The organism is Massilia solisilvae (assembly GCF_024753215.1).
Lineage (GTDB): Bacteria > Pseudomonadota > Gammaproteobacteria > Burkholderiales > Burkholderiaceae_D > Telluria > Telluria solisilvae.
Window position 1 is genome coordinate 269,176 of sequence record NZ_JANUGV010000003.1, and the last position, 17,450, is coordinate 286,625.

The 17,450-nt window shown below is 66.8% G+C and carries 16 protein-coding genes; 10 read left to right on the top strand and 6 right to left on the bottom strand.

Annotated features, from left to right (window positions below):
• Window positions 1–2: 2 nt before the first annotated feature.
• From NX773_RS14170 to moaC, 3 genes are all read right to left on the bottom strand, one after another.
• Window positions 3–2,051, bottom strand: coding sequence for a S9 family peptidase (locus tag NX773_RS14170; protein ID WP_258856966.1), 2,049 nt, complete (start codon window positions 2,049–2,051; stop codon window positions 3–5).
• Window positions 2,052–2,156: 105 nt separating this feature from the next.
• Window positions 2,157–3,593: a choice-of-anchor Q domain-containing protein gene (locus tag NX773_RS14175; protein ID WP_258856967.1), complete on the bottom strand. Its 1,437-nt coding sequence runs from the start codon at window positions 3,591–3,593 to the stop codon at window positions 2,157–2,159.
• A 556-nt stretch (window positions 3,594–4,149) separates the two neighbouring features.
• Window positions 4,150–4,635 carry a cyclic pyranopterin monophosphate synthase MoaC gene (gene moaC, locus NX773_RS14180; protein WP_258856968.1) on the bottom strand — a complete coding sequence of 162 codons (486 nt, stop codon included), beginning with the start codon at window positions 4,633–4,635 and terminating at the stop codon, window positions 4,150–4,152.
• 113 nt (window positions 4,636–4,748) lie between these two features.
• Here moaC and NX773_RS14185 point away from each other — a divergent pair, with 113 nt between their 5' ends.
• Window positions 4,749–6,317: a M48 family metalloprotease gene (locus NX773_RS14185; protein ID WP_258857127.1), complete on the top strand. Its 1,569-nt coding sequence runs from the start codon at window positions 4,749–4,751 to the stop codon at window positions 6,315–6,317.
• A gap of 191 nt (window positions 6,318–6,508) precedes the next feature.
• On the opposite strand, the gene NX773_RS14190 is transcribed toward NX773_RS14185, so the two are convergent.
• The 3 genes from NX773_RS14190 to NX773_RS14200 are packed head-to-tail and all read right to left on the bottom strand — an operon-like array spanning window position 6,509 to window position 8,299.
• A complete protein-coding gene (locus tag NX773_RS14190; RefSeq protein ID WP_258856969.1) occupies window positions 6,509–7,102 on the bottom strand; it encodes a DUF2946 family protein in 594 nt (197 codons plus the stop codon).
• Window positions 7,095–8,051 (bottom strand): YheT family hydrolase, encoded by a 957-nt coding sequence (locus tag NX773_RS14195; protein WP_258857128.1) that lies wholly within the window; start codon window positions 8,049–8,051, stop codon window positions 7,095–7,097. The genes NX773_RS14190 and NX773_RS14195 overlap by 8 nt, the downstream gene beginning before the upstream one ends.
• A 53-nt stretch (window positions 8,052–8,104) precedes the next feature.
• Entirely contained in the window at window positions 8,105–8,299 is a 195-nt protein-coding gene (locus tag NX773_RS14200; protein WP_258823423.1) for a zinc-finger domain-containing protein, read from the bottom strand.
• A gap of 171 nt (window positions 8,300–8,470) precedes the next feature.
• On the opposite strand from NX773_RS14200, the gene NX773_RS14205 reads away from it, so the two are divergent.
• From NX773_RS14205 to NX773_RS14245, 9 genes are all read left to right on the top strand, one after another.
• Entirely contained in the window at window positions 8,471–9,220 is a 750-nt protein-coding gene (locus tag NX773_RS14205; protein ID WP_258856970.1) for an AzlC family ABC transporter permease, read from the top strand.
• Window positions 9,213–9,557 (top strand): AzlD domain-containing protein, encoded by a 345-nt coding sequence (locus tag NX773_RS14210; RefSeq protein WP_258856971.1) that lies wholly within the window; start codon window positions 9,213–9,215, stop codon window positions 9,555–9,557. The genes NX773_RS14205 and NX773_RS14210 overlap by 8 nt, the downstream gene beginning before the upstream one ends.
• Window positions 9,558–9,599: 42 nt before the next feature.
• Window positions 9,600–10,805 carry a phosphoglycerate kinase gene (locus NX773_RS14215; protein ID WP_258856972.1) on the top strand — a complete coding sequence of 402 codons (1,206 nt, stop codon included), beginning with the start codon at window positions 9,600–9,602 and terminating at the stop codon, window positions 10,803–10,805.
• Between the two features lie 54 nt (window positions 10,806–10,859).
• A complete protein-coding gene (gene pyk / locus NX773_RS14220; RefSeq protein WP_258856973.1) occupies window positions 10,860–12,308 on the top strand; it encodes a pyruvate kinase in 1,449 nt (482 codons plus the stop codon).
• Window positions 12,309–12,339: 31 nt separating this feature from the next.
• Window positions 12,340–13,404: a class II fructose-bisphosphate aldolase gene (gene fba / locus NX773_RS14225; RefSeq protein ID WP_258856974.1), complete on the top strand. Its 1,065-nt coding sequence runs from the start codon at window positions 12,340–12,342 to the stop codon at window positions 13,402–13,404.
• 225 nt (window positions 13,405–13,629) lie between these two features.
• Window positions 13,630–14,526: a phosphoribosylaminoimidazolesuccinocarboxamide synthase gene (locus tag NX773_RS14230; RefSeq protein WP_258856975.1), complete on the top strand. Its 897-nt coding sequence runs from the start codon at window positions 13,630–13,632 to the stop codon at window positions 14,524–14,526.
• Between the two features lie 4 nt (window positions 14,527–14,530).
• Window positions 14,531–15,031, top strand: coding sequence for a 5-(carboxyamino)imidazole ribonucleotide mutase (gene purE, locus NX773_RS14235; RefSeq protein ID WP_258856976.1), 501 nt, complete (start codon window positions 14,531–14,533; stop codon window positions 15,029–15,031).
• A complete protein-coding gene (locus tag NX773_RS14240) occupies window positions 15,028–16,206 on the top strand; it encodes a 5-(carboxyamino)imidazole ribonucleotide synthase (RefSeq protein WP_258856977.1) in 1,179 nt (392 codons plus the stop codon). The genes purE and NX773_RS14240 overlap by 4 nt, the downstream gene beginning before the upstream one ends.
• Window positions 16,203–17,219: an L-threonylcarbamoyladenylate synthase gene (locus NX773_RS14245; RefSeq protein ID WP_258856978.1), complete on the top strand. Its 1,017-nt coding sequence runs from the start codon at window positions 16,203–16,205 to the stop codon at window positions 17,217–17,219. Before NX773_RS14240 ends, NX773_RS14245 begins: the two co-directional genes overlap by 4 nt.
• Window positions 17,220–17,450 lie beyond the last annotated feature (231 nt).

The following is a 17,450-nucleotide window of genomic DNA, read 5'->3' on the forward strand; positions in this document are numbered from 1 at the left end:
GCTTACTGCTTCAGGTGCGCATCCAGCCAGTCCAGCACCGTGTGATGCCACAGCACCGAGTTGGCCGGCTTGAGGACCCAGTGGTTCTCGTCGGGGAAGAACAGCAGCTTGCTCTCGATGCCGCGGCGCTGCAGTGCCGTGAAGGTGGACAGGCCTTGTGCGGTCGGGATGCGGAAGTCCATGTCGCCCTGCACGACCAGCATCGGCGTCTTCCAGTTCTTCACGTAGTTGACCGGATTGAAGCGCTCGTGATTTTCCGGCACGGCGAAGTAGGCGCCGCCGTTTTCCCAGTCGGTGAACCACTGTTCCTCGGTCGAGAACGCCATGCCGCGGGCGTCGAACACGCCGTCGTGGTTGACGATGCACTTGAAGCCGTCGGACCAGTTACCCTCGATCCAGTTCATCATGTAGCCGCCGTACGAGGCGCCCAGCGCGCAGCGTTTCTCGTGGTCCAGCCACGGGTACTTCGCCTCGGCCGCGGCCAGCCCCTTCTTCAGGTCCTCGAGCGGCTTGCCGCCCCAGTCGCCGCTGATCGCGTCGGTGAACTTCTGGCCATAGCCGGTCGAGCCATGGAAGTCGATGAACACCACCGCATAGCCGGCGCCGGCGTAGGTCTGCGGATTCCAGCGGTAGCTCCAGCCGTTGCCAAAGCTGCCCTGCGGGCCGCCGTGCACCAGGAAGGCCACCGGGTACTTCCGGCCCGGCGTCGCGTTCCACGGCTTCATCACGTAGCCGTGCACCGTGTCGCCACCCGCGCCGGCGAACGAGAACTGTTCGTACTCGCCCCAGCGCACGTCGGCCAGGCGGTCCGCATTCTGGTTGGTCAGCTGGCGCGCCTTGCCGCCCTTGAGCGCAAACAGCTGCGCACCGGACTGCAGGTTCGACTGCGTGAAAGCGATCGTGTCATGACGCGCGTCGAAGCCGCCGATCGAACCCTTGTCCGTCAGCGCGGTCACCTTGCCGCTGGCGACGTCGATCGAGAACAGCTTGTGGTTGCCGACGTCTTCCGCGTCCACGATCAGCGACTTGCCGTCGGCGCTCCACTGCATGCTGCCCGGCGAGCGGTCCCAGCTCTCGGCCACGTTGCGCTTCTTGCCGCTGGCAACGTCCATCAGCACGATGTGGAAGCGGTCCGCCTCGAAGCCGGGGCGGGTCATGGCCAGGTAGGCGATGGTGCGGCCGTCCGGCGAATAGACGCCCTTGGTGTCCCAGGCGTTGTTGTCCTGGGTGAGGTTGCGCGGCGCGGCGCTGCCGTCCGCCGGCACCGCATACAGGTCGAAGTTGGTGGACCATGCCTCGGTCTTGCCGGCGATGCGGGCCGAGAACAGCACCGTCTTGCCATCCGGGCTGAAGCGATACTCGTCATGGTCGCCGAACGGCTTGGACGGCACGTCGCCGTCGAGCGTGCCGGACAGGCTGGCCGGCGCCGCGCTCACGCGGCCGCTGGCGTCGATCGGGGCCGAATACAGCACCGCGTTCTTGCCGTCCGCCCAGGTGTCCCAGTGGCGCACGAACAGCTTGTCGTACACCCGGCCGGAAGCCTTGGTCTTGCCGCGCTCCTCGTCCTTGGCCTTGCTGCAGGCCAGGTCCGGGCATTCGCGGTACACCGACATGCTCATCAACAGACGGTCGCCCGTGGGCGACAGCCGGAAATTGTCCACGTCCAGCGGCAGGCTGGTGACCATCGACGCCTCGCCGCCGGACAGCGGCAGGCGCCACACCTGCGACGAACCGGAGCGGCCCGACAGGAAATAGATCGCGTCGCCGGCCGGCGACCACTCCGGATCGGTGCTGCTGGCGCTGTGGTTGGTCAGCCGCACCGGCGCCGGCTTGGCCGCGCGCAGGTCGACCATCCACAGGTCGGTGTGGCCGCGGTTCTTGGCCATGTCGGTGCTGCGCACGGTGTACACCACGCGGGAGCCGTCCGGCGACACCGCCGGGCTGCCGACGCGCTCCATGTTGACCAGGTCCTCGACCGTAAAGCCGCGCGGCGCGGCCGACGCGCCCGTCGCCACCAGGGCGGCGCCCAGCGCGAGCAAATGGTATCTCATGCAATCCCCTTCAGGTTCTTGTGACAGGCGCCTGCCGGCTCCGGCGGCGCAAGGTCAGCAATGTACCATGCGGGGAAAGCTTCAGTGGAGCATGACCGCAGCTGGCTACTGCGGCGCCTCGTAGGCGCCGATGCAACTGCCATTGCTCGGGTCGCGCATGCGGCCGTCGAAATCGTTGGCGAGCGCATTGCTGGTCGTGCCGCTGTCGATCGCCGCCGAGTGCGACGCGAGGTGAAAATTCGGCAGCAGCATGGCCTTCTCGTAGCGGACGAAGGCCGGATCGGCGGTCAGCGTGCCGGTATCGGTGTTGCGCATCGGTCCCCAGTCGCGCGTGTTCTGCGCGAGCAGGTTGTTGCGGTAGTAGTTCACGCCCATGATGCCGCCGCTGCCGACGTATTCCTCGATCCCGATGTAATTGTCGTAAGCGATGTTGTTGTAGACGAGCGTGTCCTTATGCTCCACCTTGGGCCCCCGGTACGCCCCGGTCCCGACCACGATGCCCACATAGGACGCCGCCACCGTGTTGTTGATGACCTTGACCGCATTGGCCTCGTGGTACAGGTGGATCGCCGCGCCCCGGTAGGCGCGATAGACGACGTTGTTGACCACGCTGCCCGAACTGCTCACGTAGATGCCCTGGAACCGGTTGCAACCGGCGGCATCGCGCCCGATGTCGCGCACCCAGTTGCCCACCGCATCGCTCAGGCCGCCGTTGTCGTAGGCGTCGATGTTGATGCCGGCGCCGCCGCTGCCGCTGCTGCACGAATACCAGCGCGCGATGTCGTGCACGTAGTTTTCGCGCACCACGCTGTGCGAACCGCTGGTGTAGATTCCCTGGCGCCAGTTGTCGCGCGTGGCGCTGGCGGAAGAGGAGCCGTCCACTTCGAAGCCGACGATGTGCACGTAGTTGCCGGTGTTGGTCCAGCCGGTGCTGTTGTCGGCCTCGTTGGTGGAGGCCGGCGCCGGCACGATCTTTGCGCCCCAGCGCATGGTCGAAACCCAGTAGATCCTGCCGTCGTAGCCGCCCGCAACCGTGTCGGCGCCATCGGTGGTTGTGCGCAGGCCGCCCTCGTACACGCCCGGCTTGACGAAGATGGTCGTGCTGGGCCCCTTGACTGCCCTCGCGGCCGCGGCCAGGGTCCTATAGGGATTGGCTTCGCTGCCGTCCGGTCGCTCGCCGGTTGCCGAGGCATCGACGTAAATCCTGGTGCGGGTGTTCTGGCCGATGCTGCTCCAGCCGTGCAGGTCCACCAGCTCGTGGCTCTTCTTCAACTGGAACGCGATGTCGTCCAGGCCCAGATTCGACGCCTTCCAGAACAGCAGGTCCGTGGCGCTGGGCGCACGGCCGAGCAGCCACCAGTACAGGCCGCCGATGTCGTCGTCACTGGGCGTGCCGTTCGGGGAAGGGGCGGGGCCGGGCGTGGGCGGCGGTTCGCCCGGGGCAATGCCGGGGGCCGGGACCCCCGCCACATCGGCCGCGAGCTGGGGCTGTTGACGGCTGGTGTCGGAACCGCCGCCGCTGCATGCTGAGAGCAACACCATCGCGAGACAGCATAACCAGGCGTGGAGTCGGACTTCCAAAGCAGGAGGGAACAACTTGTTCATTTCGTATTCCTTCTTCTTCTGTTGAGTTTGGATAAGTACGGATAAAGCGGACGCTGGTACTGGCAGTTCCTCGGGTACCTGTTCTCCTTACAAAAATTTGGGCAAAAAGAGGCCCCTCCCGCGGGCAAGGCGGGTCACATGGGTTTGCCTGGAAAGATGCGCGGCTGCGCGCGCGCCGAGTGGGCTTGACGTTAATGCAAGCTTTTCAATTCAACGCAAGCATTTGAGCGGCAGATACTGACGCGGTTCAAGGACCGCACATCAAGCATGCGCCGCGTCAAACGTTGAGGCTGCCTTTGGGAATAGCGGGCTGAAGGGTGCGTAGGGTGGGCAGATTCTGCCCACGCGTTCAACTGTCAGGAGCGTGATGCCGCAGCGTGCCCGGGGTAGCGGCGCGGGTGGGCCGGACGGGGCTGGACTTTCGTTGCGGTGTTGCGGGAGGCGTTTGAACGCGTGGGCAGGAAACCTGCCCACCCTACAACACCTTGCGGCGCTACTCGGCGGTCCAATCGCCGCTCTTGCCGCCGTGCTTCTCCAGCACCCGCACGTTGGTCATCACCATGCCGCGGTCGACCGCCTTGCACATGTCGTAGATCGTCAACAGGCCCACCTGCACGGCAGTCAGCGCCTCCATCTCGACCCCGGTCTTGCCCACGGTTTCGACCTGCGCGCGGCAGTGCACGCTGCTGGTGGCCTGGTCGATTTCGAAGTCCACCGCCACTCGCGTGATCGGCAGCGGGTGGCACAGCGGCACCAGGTCGCTGGTGCGCTTGGCGCCCATGATGGCGGCAATGCGCGCGATGCCGATCACGTCGCCCTTCTTGGCGCTGCCCGTGGTGACGAGTTCGAGCGTCTCCGGCTTCATCCGGATCGTGCCGGCCGCCACCGCGATCCGGTGCGTTTCGGCCTTGGCGCCGACATCGACCATGTGGGCTTGTCCGGTGGCGTCGAAATGGGTGAGCTGGTCGGGGGAGGTCATCGTGCGATTGTTTGGTTGATAATGCAGGGTAACAAAGTGTTTCGGCCAGCCGTTCGACAACTGCCGATGAGGGTATGATAGCACCCGTGAATTCGATCCCCGTCCCAGCGAAGATGCCGCCACGCCGGTGGCCGCGCGCTCTGACTGCCGTCTGCCTGTCCGTATCGGCCGCGCTCGCCCTCGCGTCGCCGACCGAGGTCTATCGCAAGCCGCCGGACAACACCAACCTGCCGACGCTGGGCGAGCCGGCGCGCGAGGACCTGTCGCCGATCGTCGAGCGCAAGCTGGGCGAGGAGATCATGAACGATATCCGGCGCGACCGCGATTTTCTCGACGACGATCCGCTGCTCGAATACCTGAACAACCTGGGCACCACGCTGGTGGCGGCTGCCCCCGGCGCGCGCGGCGAGGCCAATTTCGACTTTTCTTTCTTCGCCGTGCGCGACCCGATGATCAACGCGTTCGCGTTGCCGGGCGGCTTCATCGCGGTGCACTCGGCGCTCTTGATCGCGGCCCAGAACGAATCCGAACTGGCCTCGGTGATGTCGCACGAGATCGGTCACGTCCAGCAGCGCCACATTGCGCGCATGCTGGGCAAGCAGCGCGAGGACATGCTGCTGCCGCTGGCGGCGCTCATCCTGGCCGCGCTGGCCGCCAAGAGCAGCCCGGATGCCGCGATGGGCATTGCACTGGGCGGGCAGGGCCTGGCGATCCAGCGTCAGCTCAACTTCAGCCGCGACGCCGAGCGCGAGGCCGACCGGGTCGGTTTCCAGATCATGAACGCGGCCGGTTTCGACACCTCCGGCATGGTCGCGTTTTTCAAGCGCCTGCAGACGGCCACGCGCAACTACTCGGAAATGCCGGCCTGGCTGTCCAGCCACCCGCTCACGGCCGAGCGCATCGTCGACATCCAGTCGCGCGTGCGCGAGGCGCCGCACCAGCGCCCGCATGCCGATTCGCTCGACTTTTACCTGGTGCGTTCGCGCGCCCGCGTGCTGCAGGACGAAACCGTGAAGGCGCGCGACGACGCCAGGGCGGCGTTCCTGGCCCAGATGGAGCAGCCCAGCCGCCAGCAGCAGGTGGCGGCGCAGTACGGGCTGGCGTTCCTGGCCCTGCGCGGCGGCGACCTGGCCGGTGCGCAAAGCTGGCTGGACAAGGCGCGCGCCGCGCTCAAGCCGCGGCCCGGCGTGTTCTCGGCCGAGCGCGACAGCAACGACGGCGCTGCCATGCTGGCCGGACTGCAGATCGAGATCAAGCTGGCGCCCGGCCAGCCGGATGCGGTAGTGCAGCAGGCCGTGCGCGATGCGGCGCAGGCGCACCAGCAGTTCCCGCTGTCGCGGGCCATTGCGCGCCAGTATGCGGACGCGATGGTCGCCGCCGGCAAGCTCGATGATGCCGCGCGCTTCCTGCGCGACCAGATCAGCCAGTACCGCGCCGAACCCAAGCTCTACGACCAACTGGCCAAGACCTATGCCAAGCAGGGCAAGATCGCGCTGCAGCACATGGCGCTGGCCGAATCCTACGCGCTCAGCGGCGCCCTGCCGGCGGCGGTCGACCAGCTGGACATCGCGCGCAAGGCGGGCGATGTGTCGTTCTACGACCAGGCGGTGATCGACGCGCGCGAACGCGAGATCAAGGCCAGGCAGAAGGACGAAAAGGAAGAGAAGAAGGACCGGCCGTAGGGTGATTGCGGCTGGGGGGGGTGTCTCGTTTTGTCTCGTGCGTACTCGCGTTTGCTCGCAGCCGGCCGACAGCGCGCGGCGCTTCCCTCGACAGGAACCATTTCGCCCAGCGTCACGCGAGACAAAACGAGGAAAAATAACGTTAAACGAGACAATCGCCGCGGCGCTCCCCGCCATCACCCTGCCGGTCCTCAGCCGGGCAATTGCGGTTGCATGATGAAGCGGAACCTGGCGGCCACTTCTTCCGCCCTGAGGTGCTCGATGCGCACTGCCTTTCCACCATGGCGCAGAAGCATTTCGTCACCGCCATGTTCGATCCAGCCAGCCAGTGCGTCATCGGTGACCGGCGCGCCATCCAGTTCCATGCACGGCAGCAGTTGCGCCACGTCCCGGTCGTCGACCTGCGCGACAACGTCCGCGCCTTGCAGGATCACCTGGCCAAGGTCGGTCATGAACGCCTGCTCCACCTGGCCCAGCGGCCGCCCGGTGTGCAGCAAGAACCCCGCCAGCGGATCGGTGCGCGCGATGAACGGCGTCGCTTCCAGGTTCACGTACACCCGCTGCGGCCCGTTCTGGAAATACCAGCAGCCGCGCTCGTCGTGCAGGTAATTGCGGTTGATGAAGCCCACCAGCGCGGCATTGGTCAACTTGTCGCCCGGCGCGCCGGCGCGCTGGGCCGCCTCGTCGCGCATGCGCCAGGCGCCGCGCGCGTCCAGCGCCAGCCAGCCGTAGCAGTGCGGTACGTTCGGCCACTTGGCCATCGCTTGTTTGACGATTTCATCCATGTTGGCCTCCGGCGCCGTGTTCGAAAAAATGCAGGATACGCCGCGGCAGCCAGTCGATGCGTCCAGGCGGCGCGCCCACTGCAAAGCCCACGTGGCCGCCCGTCTCGGGATACTCGAGCACCACGGACGGCGCGGCCTGGTCCGGCAGGTGCTGGCCCGGCAGGAACGGGTCGTTGCGCGCGTTGAGCACGAGGGTGGGCACGGTGATGTCGCCCAGCACGTGCCTGGCGCTGGCCCGGTGCCAGTAGTCGTCGGTATCGCGGTAGCCGTGCAGCGGCGCGGTGACGATGTTGTCGAATTCGTACAGGTCGCGCGCGGCGAGCAGGGCGTCGCGGTCGAACAGGCCCGGAAAGCGCTCCAGCTTGGCCAGCGCCTTGGGCTTGAGGGAGCGCAGGAACATGCGCGTGTAGAGCATGTTCAGCCCGGATGACAGCGATTCGCCGCCGCGCGCCAGGTCCAGCGGCGCCGAGACCGCGCAGGCCGCGTCCACGATGCCGGCCTGGTGCTGCGATTCGCCCAGCCAGCGCAGCAGCGCGTTGCCGCCGAGCGAGACGCCGGCCGCGTAGAACCGGCCCGACGCGCGCGGGCGCAGGCGCCGCACGATCCAGTCGATCTCGGGTGCGTCGCCCGAATGGTAAAAGCGCGGCATCCGGTTCAGTTCGCCGGAGCAGCCGCGGAAATGAGGCACGGCGCCCGACCAGCCGCGCGCGGCCAGCGCCGCCATCAGCGAACGCGCGTAATGGCTGTCGGACGAGCCTTCCAGCCCGTGAAACAGCACGACCAACGGCTGGCCCGGGGCGCCGTCGACGCAATCGACGTCGATGAAGTCGCCGTCCGGGGTGTCCCAGCGCTCGCGTCGGTAGCTGACCTTCGGCCTGGCCATGCAGGTGGCCGGCAGGATGGTTTGCAGGTGGCCACCCTGCAGCCAGCGGGGCGCGCGGTAGCGCAGCAGGTGGGTGAAATCGGCGCCCGGGTGTTGCATGCGCGCCCCCCGCGGCAGGATCAGTGGTGCGACAGCTCGACGCCCGGGGCCAGCTGGTAGCGGGTGCCGCAGTACGGGCACTTGGCCTGGCCGGCGTGGTCGAAGTCGAGGAAGACGCGCGGGTGCGACGACCACAGCGGCATGGCCGGGTTCGGGCAGTAGGCCGGCAGGTCCTGGGCCTGCAATTCCACCACAGGTATCGTCTTCTCAGTCATCTGGTTCTCCGTCAGGCAGTTTACTCAAAACCACGATTCTAACGGATTCACACCCCTTGCCGGAATGGCCGGGTAAAATGGCGGGCTGTTCCAGAGTCCCCGTTCGTTCTTTTCCATGCCCGACCGCGCCAATTCCGCCGCCGTGCCAGCCTGCTGTTGCGGGATAGCTACATGAGCCCGCTCCGTTCGGCCGCCGAGGCGCATGCGCGCTGCGACCAGCACGACCCGCTTGCCTGGCGCAAGGGCTTTCGCGACGGCCTGCCGCTGCTCTTGGGCATTGGCGCCTGGGCCGTGGTCGTTGGCGTGGCCATGGTCAAGACCGGGCTGACGGCCTGGCAGGCCAGCGGTATGACCCTGCTCGTGTACGCCGGTTCCGCGCAGCTGGCCTCGCTGCCGCTGATGGCCGCCCACGCGCCGCTGTGGGTGATCTTTGCCACCGCGCTGGTCGTCAACCTGCGCTTCGTGATCTTTTCCGCGCTGCTGGCCCCGCACTTTGCGCACCTGCACTGGCGCCAGCGCTTCCTGCTCAGCTTTATCGCCGGCGACATGACCGTCGCCCTGTACTTGCAACGTTATCCGGACCCGTCCCCGGTGCCGGGCAAGCTGTCCTACCTGAAAGGGCTGCTGTATCCCAACTGGGTCGTCTGGCAGCTGTGCTGCCTGGTCGGCATCCTGCTCGGCAGCGCCGTTCCCGCCAGCTGGGGCCTCGATTTCGCCGGTACGCTGGCGATCCTGTGCATGACGGTGCCGCTGGTGACCAGCAATGCCGCACTGTGCGGCGTGGCGGTGGCCGGCGCGGTTGCCGTGATCGCGGACCCGCTGCCGTACAAGCTGGGCCTGCTGCTGGCCGTGCTGGGCGGCATGGTGACCGCGATGGTGGTCGAGGAAACCAACGAGAAACGAAAGGCGCGCCGTGGCTGATTGGGAAGTCTGGCTCGTCATCGTGCTGCTGGCCATCTCGACCGCGCTCACGCGCAGCGGCGTCGCGCTGCTCGGCCACCGCGTGACCATCCCCAAGCGGGTACAGGAGATGCTGCGCTTTGCCCCGGCCTGCGCGCTGGCCGCCATCGTCGTGCCCGACCTGGTGCACGGCGGCAGCGGGGAACTGCACCTGGGTCTGGCCAATCCGCGCCTGGTCGCGGGCGTACTGTCGCTGGGCTTTTACTTGCTGCGCCGTAACATGCTGCAGACGATCGGCTTTGGCATGCTCGCCTTCACACTGTTGCGCGTCTTCCACGTTTTTGGCGCGGTGGCCTAAGGTAGAATATCAATTTTTCACCATCCCACTGCTGAGCAAGCCATGAACAGCGTTCTCAATTTCACCCGTTTGCAGGATCTGATCGACCAGGGGTCGCTCAAGGGCAAGCGCGTGTTCATCCGTGCCGACCTGAACGTCCCGCAAGACGACGCCGGCAACATCACCGAAGACACCCGTATCCGCGCATCCGTGCCGGCGATCCGCGACGCGCTCAAAGCCGGCGCCGCCGTCATGGTCACCTCGCACCTGGGCCGCCCGACCGAGGGCGAGTTCAAGCCGCAAGACAGCCTGGCGCCGGTCGCCAGGCGCCTGTCCGAGCTGCTCGGCCAGCCGGTCGAACTGAAGCAGAACTGGGTCGATGGCGTCGAGGTCGCGCCGGGCCAGGTCGTGCTGCTGGAGAACTGCCGCGTCAACAAGGGCGAGAAGAAGAATACGGACGAGCTGGCCCAGAAGATGGCCAAGCTGTGCGACGTGTACGTCAACGACGCCTTCGGCACCGCGCACCGTGCCGAGGCCACCACCCACGGCATCGCCAAATTCGCGCCCGTGGTGTGCGCCGGCCCGCTGCTGGCCGCCGAGCTGGACGCGCTGGGCAAGGCGCTGCACAACCCGCAGCGTCCGCTGCTGGCCATCGTGGCCGGCTCCAAGGTCTCGACCAAGCTGTCGATCCTGGAAAGCCTGGCCTCGAAAGTGGACAACCTGATCGTCGGCGGCGGCATTGCCAACACCTTCATGAAGGCCGTCGGGCTGCCGATCGGCAAGTCGCTGGCCGAAGCCGACCTGGTCGGCGAGGCCAAGGCCATCATCGACATGATGGCCGCGCGCGGCGCCCAGGTGCCGATCCCGGTGGACGTGGTGTGCGCCAAGGAATTCGCCCCGACCGCCGCCGCCACCGTCAAGGATGTGAAGGACGTGCTGGACGACGACATGATCCTGGACATCGGCCCCAAGACCGCCGCCATGCTGGCCGAGCAGGTGGCCAAGGCCGGCACCATCGTCTGGAACGGCCCGGTGGGCGTGTTCGAGTTCGACCAGTTCGCCGAAGGCACCAAAACGCTGGCCCACGCGATCGCCGATTCAAAGGCGTTCTCGATCGCCGGCGGCGGCGACACGCTGGCCGCGATTGCCAAGTACAAGATCGCCGACCAGATCGGCTACATTTCGACCGGCGGCGGCGCCTTCCTCGAGTTCCTCGAAGGGAAGACCCTGCCGGCGGTGGAGATCCTGCTGCAGCGCAGCGCCAAGTAAGCAAACCTTAGCGCAGTTCCGGACGGCTGCGCTTTTCTTTTCTGAAGGATCGCTATGCAACGTGGTACCAAGATCGTCGCAACCATCGGCCCCGCTTCCTCTGATTTCGATGTCCTCGTCCGGATGATTCGAGCGGGCGTGGACGTGGTGCGCCTGAACTTTTCGCATGGCCGTGCCCAGGACCATATCGACCGCGCCAACCTGGTGCGGCGCGCGGCCGCCGAATGCGGGCGCGAAGTGGCGATCATGGCCGACATGCAGGGTCCGAAAATCCGCATCGGCAAGTTCGAGAACAATAAAATCGAACTGGCCAACGGCGACAAGTTCATTCTCGACGCCAGGTACGGCGACAACGGCGAACTGGGCAACCAGGAGCGCGTGGGCCTGGACTACAAGGCGCTGCCGCGCGACGTGCGCCCGGGCGACACGCTGCTGCTCAACGACGGCCTGATCGTGCTGATCGTCGACAAGATCGTCGGCCACGAGATCCACACCACCGTCAAGGTGGGCGGCGAGCTGTCCAACAACAAGGGCATCAACCGCCTGGGCGGCGGCCTGACCGCGCCCGCGCTCACCGCCAAGGACATGGAAGACATCAAGACCGCGATGCGCTTCCAGGCTGATTATCTGGCGATCTCGTTCCCCAAGAGCGCCACCGACATGGAAATGGCACGCCAGCTGGCCAACATCGCCGGCGAGCCCTACCACCACAAGCCGCTGATGATCGCCAAGATCGAGCGCGCCGAAGCCATTCCCGTGCTGCAGGAAATCCTCGACGCCTCCGACGGCATCATGGTCGCGCGCGGCGACCTGGCGGTGGAAGTGGGCAACGCCGCCGTGCCGGCGCTGCAAAAGCGCATGATCCAGATGGCGCGCGACTCGAACAAGCTGGCCATCACCGCGACCCAGATGATGGAGTCGATGATCGTGAACGCCGTGCCGACCCGCGCCGAGGTGTCGGACGTGGCCAACGCCGTGCTGGACGGCACCGACGCCGTGATGACCTCGGCCGAGACCGCCGCCGGCAAGTACCCGGTCGAGACCGTCGAAATGATGTCGGCGATCTGCCTGGAAGCCGAGCGCTCCGAGTACAACAAGCTCGAAGCGGACTTCCTGAACGTGCAGTTTACCCGCATCGACCAGTCGATTGCCTACGCAACCTTATTCACGGCCCACCACCTGAACGTGAAGGCGATCGTCGCCCTGACCGAGTCCGGCTCCACCGCGCTGTGGATGAGCCGGCACCGCGTCAACACCCCGATTTTCGCGCTGACCCCGTCCCAGACGACGCAGCGCAAGGCATCGTTGTATCGTAACGTGCAAGCTTTCCCCCTGCAGCAGGAGGGCGGCAGCCACGCCGTGCTGGCCAAGGCCGAGGAGCTCCTGATGAGCGTGGGCGTGGTCAAGAAGGGCGACATGATCGTCGTGACCTGGGGCTCGCCGATGGGCCAGGCGGGCAGCACCAACGCGCTCAAGATCGTGCGGGTAGGCGAATACGAATAACAGGTTTTTTTATTATTTTTGGAGTTCAACCATGGCACTCGTATCAATGCGTCAGCTGCTGGACCACGCCGCCGAAAACGGCTATGGCCTTCCGGCATTCAACGTCAACAATCTTGAGCAGGTGCAGGCTATCATGGCCGCCGCCGACGCCGTCGGCGCGCCGGTCATCATGCAAGCCTCGGCCGGCGCCCGCAAGTACGCCGGCGAAGCCTTCCTGCGCCACCTGATCGAGGCGGCGGTGGAAGCCTACCCGCACATCCCGGTCGTGATGCACCAGGACCACGGCCAGTCGCCGGCGGTGTGCATGGCCGCGATCCGCTCGGGCTTTACTTCCGTCATGATGGACGGCTCGCTGCAGGCCGACGGCAAGAGCGTGGCCAGCTACGAATACAACGTCGGCGTGTCCAAGGAAGTGGTCAAGTTCTCGCACGCGATCGGCGTGACCGTCGAGGCCGAGCTGGGCGTGCTCGGCTCGCTCGAGACCATGAAGGGCGACAAGGAAGACGGCCACGGCGCCGAGGGCACCATGACACGCGAGCAGCTGCTCACCGACGTCAACCAGGCCGCCGACTTCGTCGCGCAAACCCAGTGCGACGCGCTGGCCATTGCCATCGGCACCTCGCACGGCGCCTACAAGTTCACCCGCAAGCCGACCGGCGACATCCTGGCGATTGACCGCATCAAGGAAATCCACGCGCGCATCCCCAACACCCACCTGGTGATGCACGGCTCGTCGTCGGTGCCGCAAGACCTGCTGGCCATCATCCGCGAATTCGGCGGCGACATGAAGGAAACCTATGGCGTGCCGGTCGAGGAGATCCAGGAAGGCATCCGTCACGGCGTTCGCAAGATCAACATCGACACCGACATCCGCCTGGCGATGACGGCCGCGATCCGCCAGTACATGGCGCAGAACCCGTCCAAGTTCGACCCGCGCGACTACCTCAAGCCGGCCCGCGAAGCGGCCATGAAGATCTGCAAGGAACGCTACATCGCCTTCGGCTGCGAAGGCCAGGCCGCCAGGATCAAGCCGATGCCGCTCGAGAAGATCGCCGAGCGCTACAAGGCCGGTGAGCTGGCCCAGATCGTGAAGTGAAGTAAAATGACGTTTTTCGGGCGCCCGAAAAACGTCATCCCGGCGCAAGCCGGGATCCATGCTGACTGAAACGAAACCGCTTGCCGGGCAACTCAGCATGGGTCCCGGCGTCCGCCGGGACGACGCGGTACAGGTTGGCGGCACCACGTTCCGGTTACGCCGGAAACCAGTTTCTGACACCGGCGGGCGTTCCCCGCCGGTTTTGCGTTTTTTCGATACCCTTCTATGAACAGCCTCTACCAATCCACTATCCAGTCCCTGCCGCTGCTGGGCCGCGGCAAGGTGCGCGACAACTATGCAGTGGGCGACGACAAGATCCTGATCGTCACCACCGACCGCCTGTCGGCCTTCGACGTCGTGATGAACGAGCCGATCCCCGGCAAGGGCATGGTGCTCAACCAGATGACCAACTTCTGGTTCGACAAGCTCGGCCACATCGTGCCGAATCACCTGACCGGCATCGACCCCGAGAGCGTGGTGCGCCCGGACGAAGTGGAGCAGGTCAAGGGCCGCGCGGTCGTGGCCAAGCGCCTCAAACCGATCCTGGTCGAGGCGGTGGTGCGCGGCTACATCATCGGCTCGGGCTGGAAGGACTACCAGGCCAGCGGCGCCATCTGCGGCATCACGCTGCCGCAAGGCCTGCGCCAGGCCGACAAGCTGCCCGAACCGCTGTTCACCCCGGCCGCCAAGGCCGACCTGGGCGAGCACGACGAGAACATCAGCTTCGCGGAGATGGAACAGCGCATCGGCGCCGAGCTGGCGCGCAAAATCCGCGACATCAGCATCCAGCTGTACAAGACCGCGGCCGACTACGCCGCCACGCGCGGCATCATCATCGCCGACACCAAGTTCGAGTTCGGCCTGGACGAGAACAACGTGCTGCACCTGATGGACGAAGTGCTGACCGCGGACTCGTCGCGCTTCTGGCCGGCCGACTCGTACGCGCCGGGCATGAGCCCGCCGTCGTTCGACAAGCAGTTCGTGCGCGACTACCTCGAGACGCTGAAGGACTGGAACAAGACCGCGCCCGCCCCGGCACTGCCGCAGGACGTGATCGCAAAGACCCAGGCCAAGTATTTCGAGGCGATCGAGCGCCTGACCGGCGAAAAGCTGAAGGTCTGACGCGATGGCCGAGCAAGCAAAACCGCTGGTCGGCGTGATCATGGGCTCGTCCTCGGACTGGGACGTGATGCAGCATGCGGTCGCCATCCTCAAGCAGTTCGGCGTGCCGCACGAGGCGCAGGTGATCTCCGCGCACCGCATGCCGGACGAGATGTTCGCGTATGCGGCAGCTGCGCGTGAGCGCGGCCTGCGTGCCATCATCGCCGGCGCCGGCGGCGCTGCCCACCTGCCGGGCATGGTGGCCGCCAAGACCATCGTGCCGGTGCTGGGCGTGCCGGTGCCGTCCAAGTACCTGCGTGGCGAGGACTCGCTGCTGTCGATCGTCCAGATGCCCAAGGGCGTGCCGGTGTCCACCTTCGCCATCGGCGAGGCGGGCGCCGCCAACGCGGCCCTGACCGCGGTGGCGATGATCGCGGCGAACGACGACGCGCTTGCGGCCAAGCTGCAGGAATTCCGCAACCAGCAGACCGCGGCCGCCAAGGCCATGGCCCTTCCGACCGTATGAGCGACACGCAGCAGACTCCATTCCTCCCGCCGGCCTGGCTCGGCGTGATGGGCGGCGGCCAGCTGGGCCGCATGTTCGCCCATGCCGCGCAGGCGATGGGCTACCGTGTGGCGGTGCTCGAACCGACGCGCGATTGCCCGGCCGGGCACGCGGCCAATCGCGTGGTCGAGGCGGCCTACCAGGATGCGCAGGGCCTGGACGAACTGGCCGCGCAGTGCGTGGCGGTGACCACCGAATTCGAGAACGTGCCGGCCGCGAGCCTGTCGCGCCTGGCGCAGCAGGTGTTCGTGGCGCCGGGCGCATCGTGCGTGTCGGTGGCGCAGGACCGCATCCTTGAAAAGCGCTTTTTTGTGGAGTGCGCGCCGCATTCGGGCGTGATGCCCGCGCCGCACAAGGCGATCTCTTCGCACGACGACATCAACGCCATCCCCGACGAGCTCCTGCCCGGCATTCTCAAGACGGTGCGCATGGGCTATGACGGCAAGGGCCAGGTGCGCGTGAAAACGCGCGACGACGTGCGCGCGGCGTTCGACGCCATGGGCGGCGTGACCTGCCTGCTCGAGAAGATGCTGCCGCTGGCGTACGAGGTGTCGGTGCTGACCGCACGCGGCGCCGACGGTCAATCGGTGGTCTATCCGATCGCCGAGAACGTGCACCGCGACGGCATCCTGTTCACCACCACCGTGCCGGGCCCGAACGTGTCGGCCGCATGCGCCAAGAAGGCGCAGGACGCGGCGACGGCGATGATCGCGCAGCTGGGCTACGTGGGCGTGCTGTGCATCGAGTTCTTCGTGTTGCAGGACGGCTCGCTGGTCGTCAACGAGATGGCGCCGCGCCCGCACAACAGCGGTCACTACACCATCGACGCCTGCGTCACCAGCCAGTTTGCGCAGCAGGTACGCGCAATGGCGCGGCTGCCGCTGGGCGATTGTCGCCAGCATTCGCCGGCGGTGATGCTCAACATCCTCGGCGACATCTGGTATGACGGCGACGCCGTGCGCGAGCCAGCGTGGGACAAAGTGCTGGCGCTGCCCGGCGCCTGCCTGCACTTGTACGGCAAGGAAGAACCGCGCCGCGGCCGCAAGATGGGCCACGTGACCTTCGTCGCCCCCACGCTGGGCGAAGCGCAAGACCAGCTGCGCGCGGCCTGCGCCATCCTGGGCATCGCACCGTGAACGGGCAGGGCATCGACCAGGGCGCGGTGCAGGACGCCGCGCGCCTGCTGGAACAGGGCAGGCTGGTCGCGTTCCCGACCGAGACCGTGTACGGCCTGGGTGCGGACGCCGAGAACCCGGCGGCCGTGGCCAGCATCTACGCGGCCAAGGGGCGACCGCAGGACCATCCGGTCATCGTGCACCTGGCGCCCGAGGGCAGACTGGAGCACTGGGCCTGCGACATTCCCGACGAAGCGCGCGCGCTGGCACGGGCGTTCTGGCCCGGGCCGCTCACCATGATCCTCAAACGCGCACCTGGCATTCCCGATGCCGTCAGCGGCGGCCAGGACACGATCGGCCTGCGCTGCCCCTCGCATCCGGTGGCGGTGGCGCTGCTGCGCGCCTTCAAGGGCGGGCAGGGCGGCGTCGCGGCGCCGTCGGCCAACAAGTTCGGCCACGTGAGCCCGACCCTGGCCCAGCACGTGCGCGACGAGTTCGCGGGCGACGCGAGCGTGGCGCTGGTGCTCGATGGCGGCGCGTCGCAGGTGGGCATCGAATCGACCATCGTGGACCTTTCGCGGCTGGCCACGCATGGCCCGGTGCTGCTGCGGCCCGGCCACATTGGCGCGGACGCGATCGAGCGCGTGATCGGCCAACGCCCGGCCGCTCCCGACGCCGCCGCGCCGCGCGCCTCGGGCACGCTCGAATCGCACTACGCGCCGAGCACGCCGGTGGTGCTGCAGGCTGGCGCAACGCTGCCCGCAACGCTCGAACGCATCGCCGCGGCGGGGCGTAAGGCGACCCTGATTCATTTCTCGGAACTGCCTGCCGCGCACGCTGCCATACAACTGCCCGCCACCCCCGATGGCTACGCGCACGACCTGTACGCTGCACTGCGCGCCATGGATGGCGTGGGCGCGGACGTGATCCTGGTCGAAGCGCCCCCGCGTGACGACGCCTGGCTGGGCGTGAACGACCGTCTGCGCCGCGCCGCGCACGGGTCCGAGGGCGCACTGCAGGCACTGCTGAAGTAAACCGCGGCTTCAACCGAAGCCGCGCATTTCATCATTCCCCACCGTCTCCAACGTCGTCCCGGCGCAGGCCGGGACCCATACATCGTTTGCGATGATGCAAAGCGTGCGGCTCCAGCTCGCTTCAGCGTGGGTCCCGGCTTTCGCCGCGACGACGGCCATTCGTGGCCGTAGCGCAACATTCAGCCCGCCAGCCTCATCAGCAGTGATACGATCCTGAACGAACCCGGCATT

What these genes read in the sequence shown, in the direction of transcription:
- NX773_RS14170 (WP_258856966.1), bottom strand. Translation starts at nt 2,051, where the DNA reads ATGAGATACCATTTGCTCGCGCTGGGCGCCGCCCTGGTGGCGACGGGC.
- NX773_RS14175 (WP_258856967.1), bottom strand. Translation starts at nt 3,593, where the DNA reads ATGGTGTTGCTCTCAGCATGCAGCGGCGGCGGTTCCGACACCAGCCGT.
- moaC (WP_258856968.1), bottom strand. Translation starts at nt 4,635, where the DNA reads ATGACCTCCCCCGACCAGCTCACCCATTTCGACGCCACCGGACAAGCC.
- NX773_RS14185 (WP_258857127.1), top strand. Translation starts at nt 4,749, where the DNA reads ATGCCGCCACGCCGGTGGCCGCGCGCTCTGACTGCCGTCTGCCTGTCC.
- NX773_RS14190 (WP_258856969.1), bottom strand. Translation starts at nt 7,102, where the DNA reads ATGGATGAAATCGTCAAACAAGCGATGGCCAAGTGGCCGAACGTACCG.
- NX773_RS14200 (WP_258823423.1), bottom strand. Translation starts at nt 8,299, where the DNA reads ATGACTGAGAAGACGATACCTGTGGTGGAATTGCAGGCCCAGGACCTG.
- NX773_RS14205 (WP_258856970.1), top strand. Translation starts at nt 8,471, where the DNA reads ATGAGCCCGCTCCGTTCGGCCGCCGAGGCGCATGCGCGCTGCGACCAG.
- NX773_RS14215 (WP_258856972.1), top strand. Translation starts at nt 9,600, where the DNA reads ATGAACAGCGTTCTCAATTTCACCCGTTTGCAGGATCTGATCGACCAG.
- pyk (WP_258856973.1), top strand. Translation starts at nt 10,860, where the DNA reads ATGCAACGTGGTACCAAGATCGTCGCAACCATCGGCCCCGCTTCCTCT.
- fba (WP_258856974.1), top strand. Translation starts at nt 12,340, where the DNA reads ATGGCACTCGTATCAATGCGTCAGCTGCTGGACCACGCCGCCGAAAAC.
- NX773_RS14230 (WP_258856975.1), top strand. Translation starts at nt 13,630, where the DNA reads ATGAACAGCCTCTACCAATCCACTATCCAGTCCCTGCCGCTGCTGGGC.
- purE (WP_258856976.1), top strand. Translation starts at nt 14,531, where the DNA reads ATGGCCGAGCAAGCAAAACCGCTGGTCGGCGTGATCATGGGCTCGTCC.
- NX773_RS14240 (WP_258856977.1), top strand. Translation starts at nt 15,028, where the DNA reads ATGAGCGACACGCAGCAGACTCCATTCCTCCCGCCGGCCTGGCTCGGC.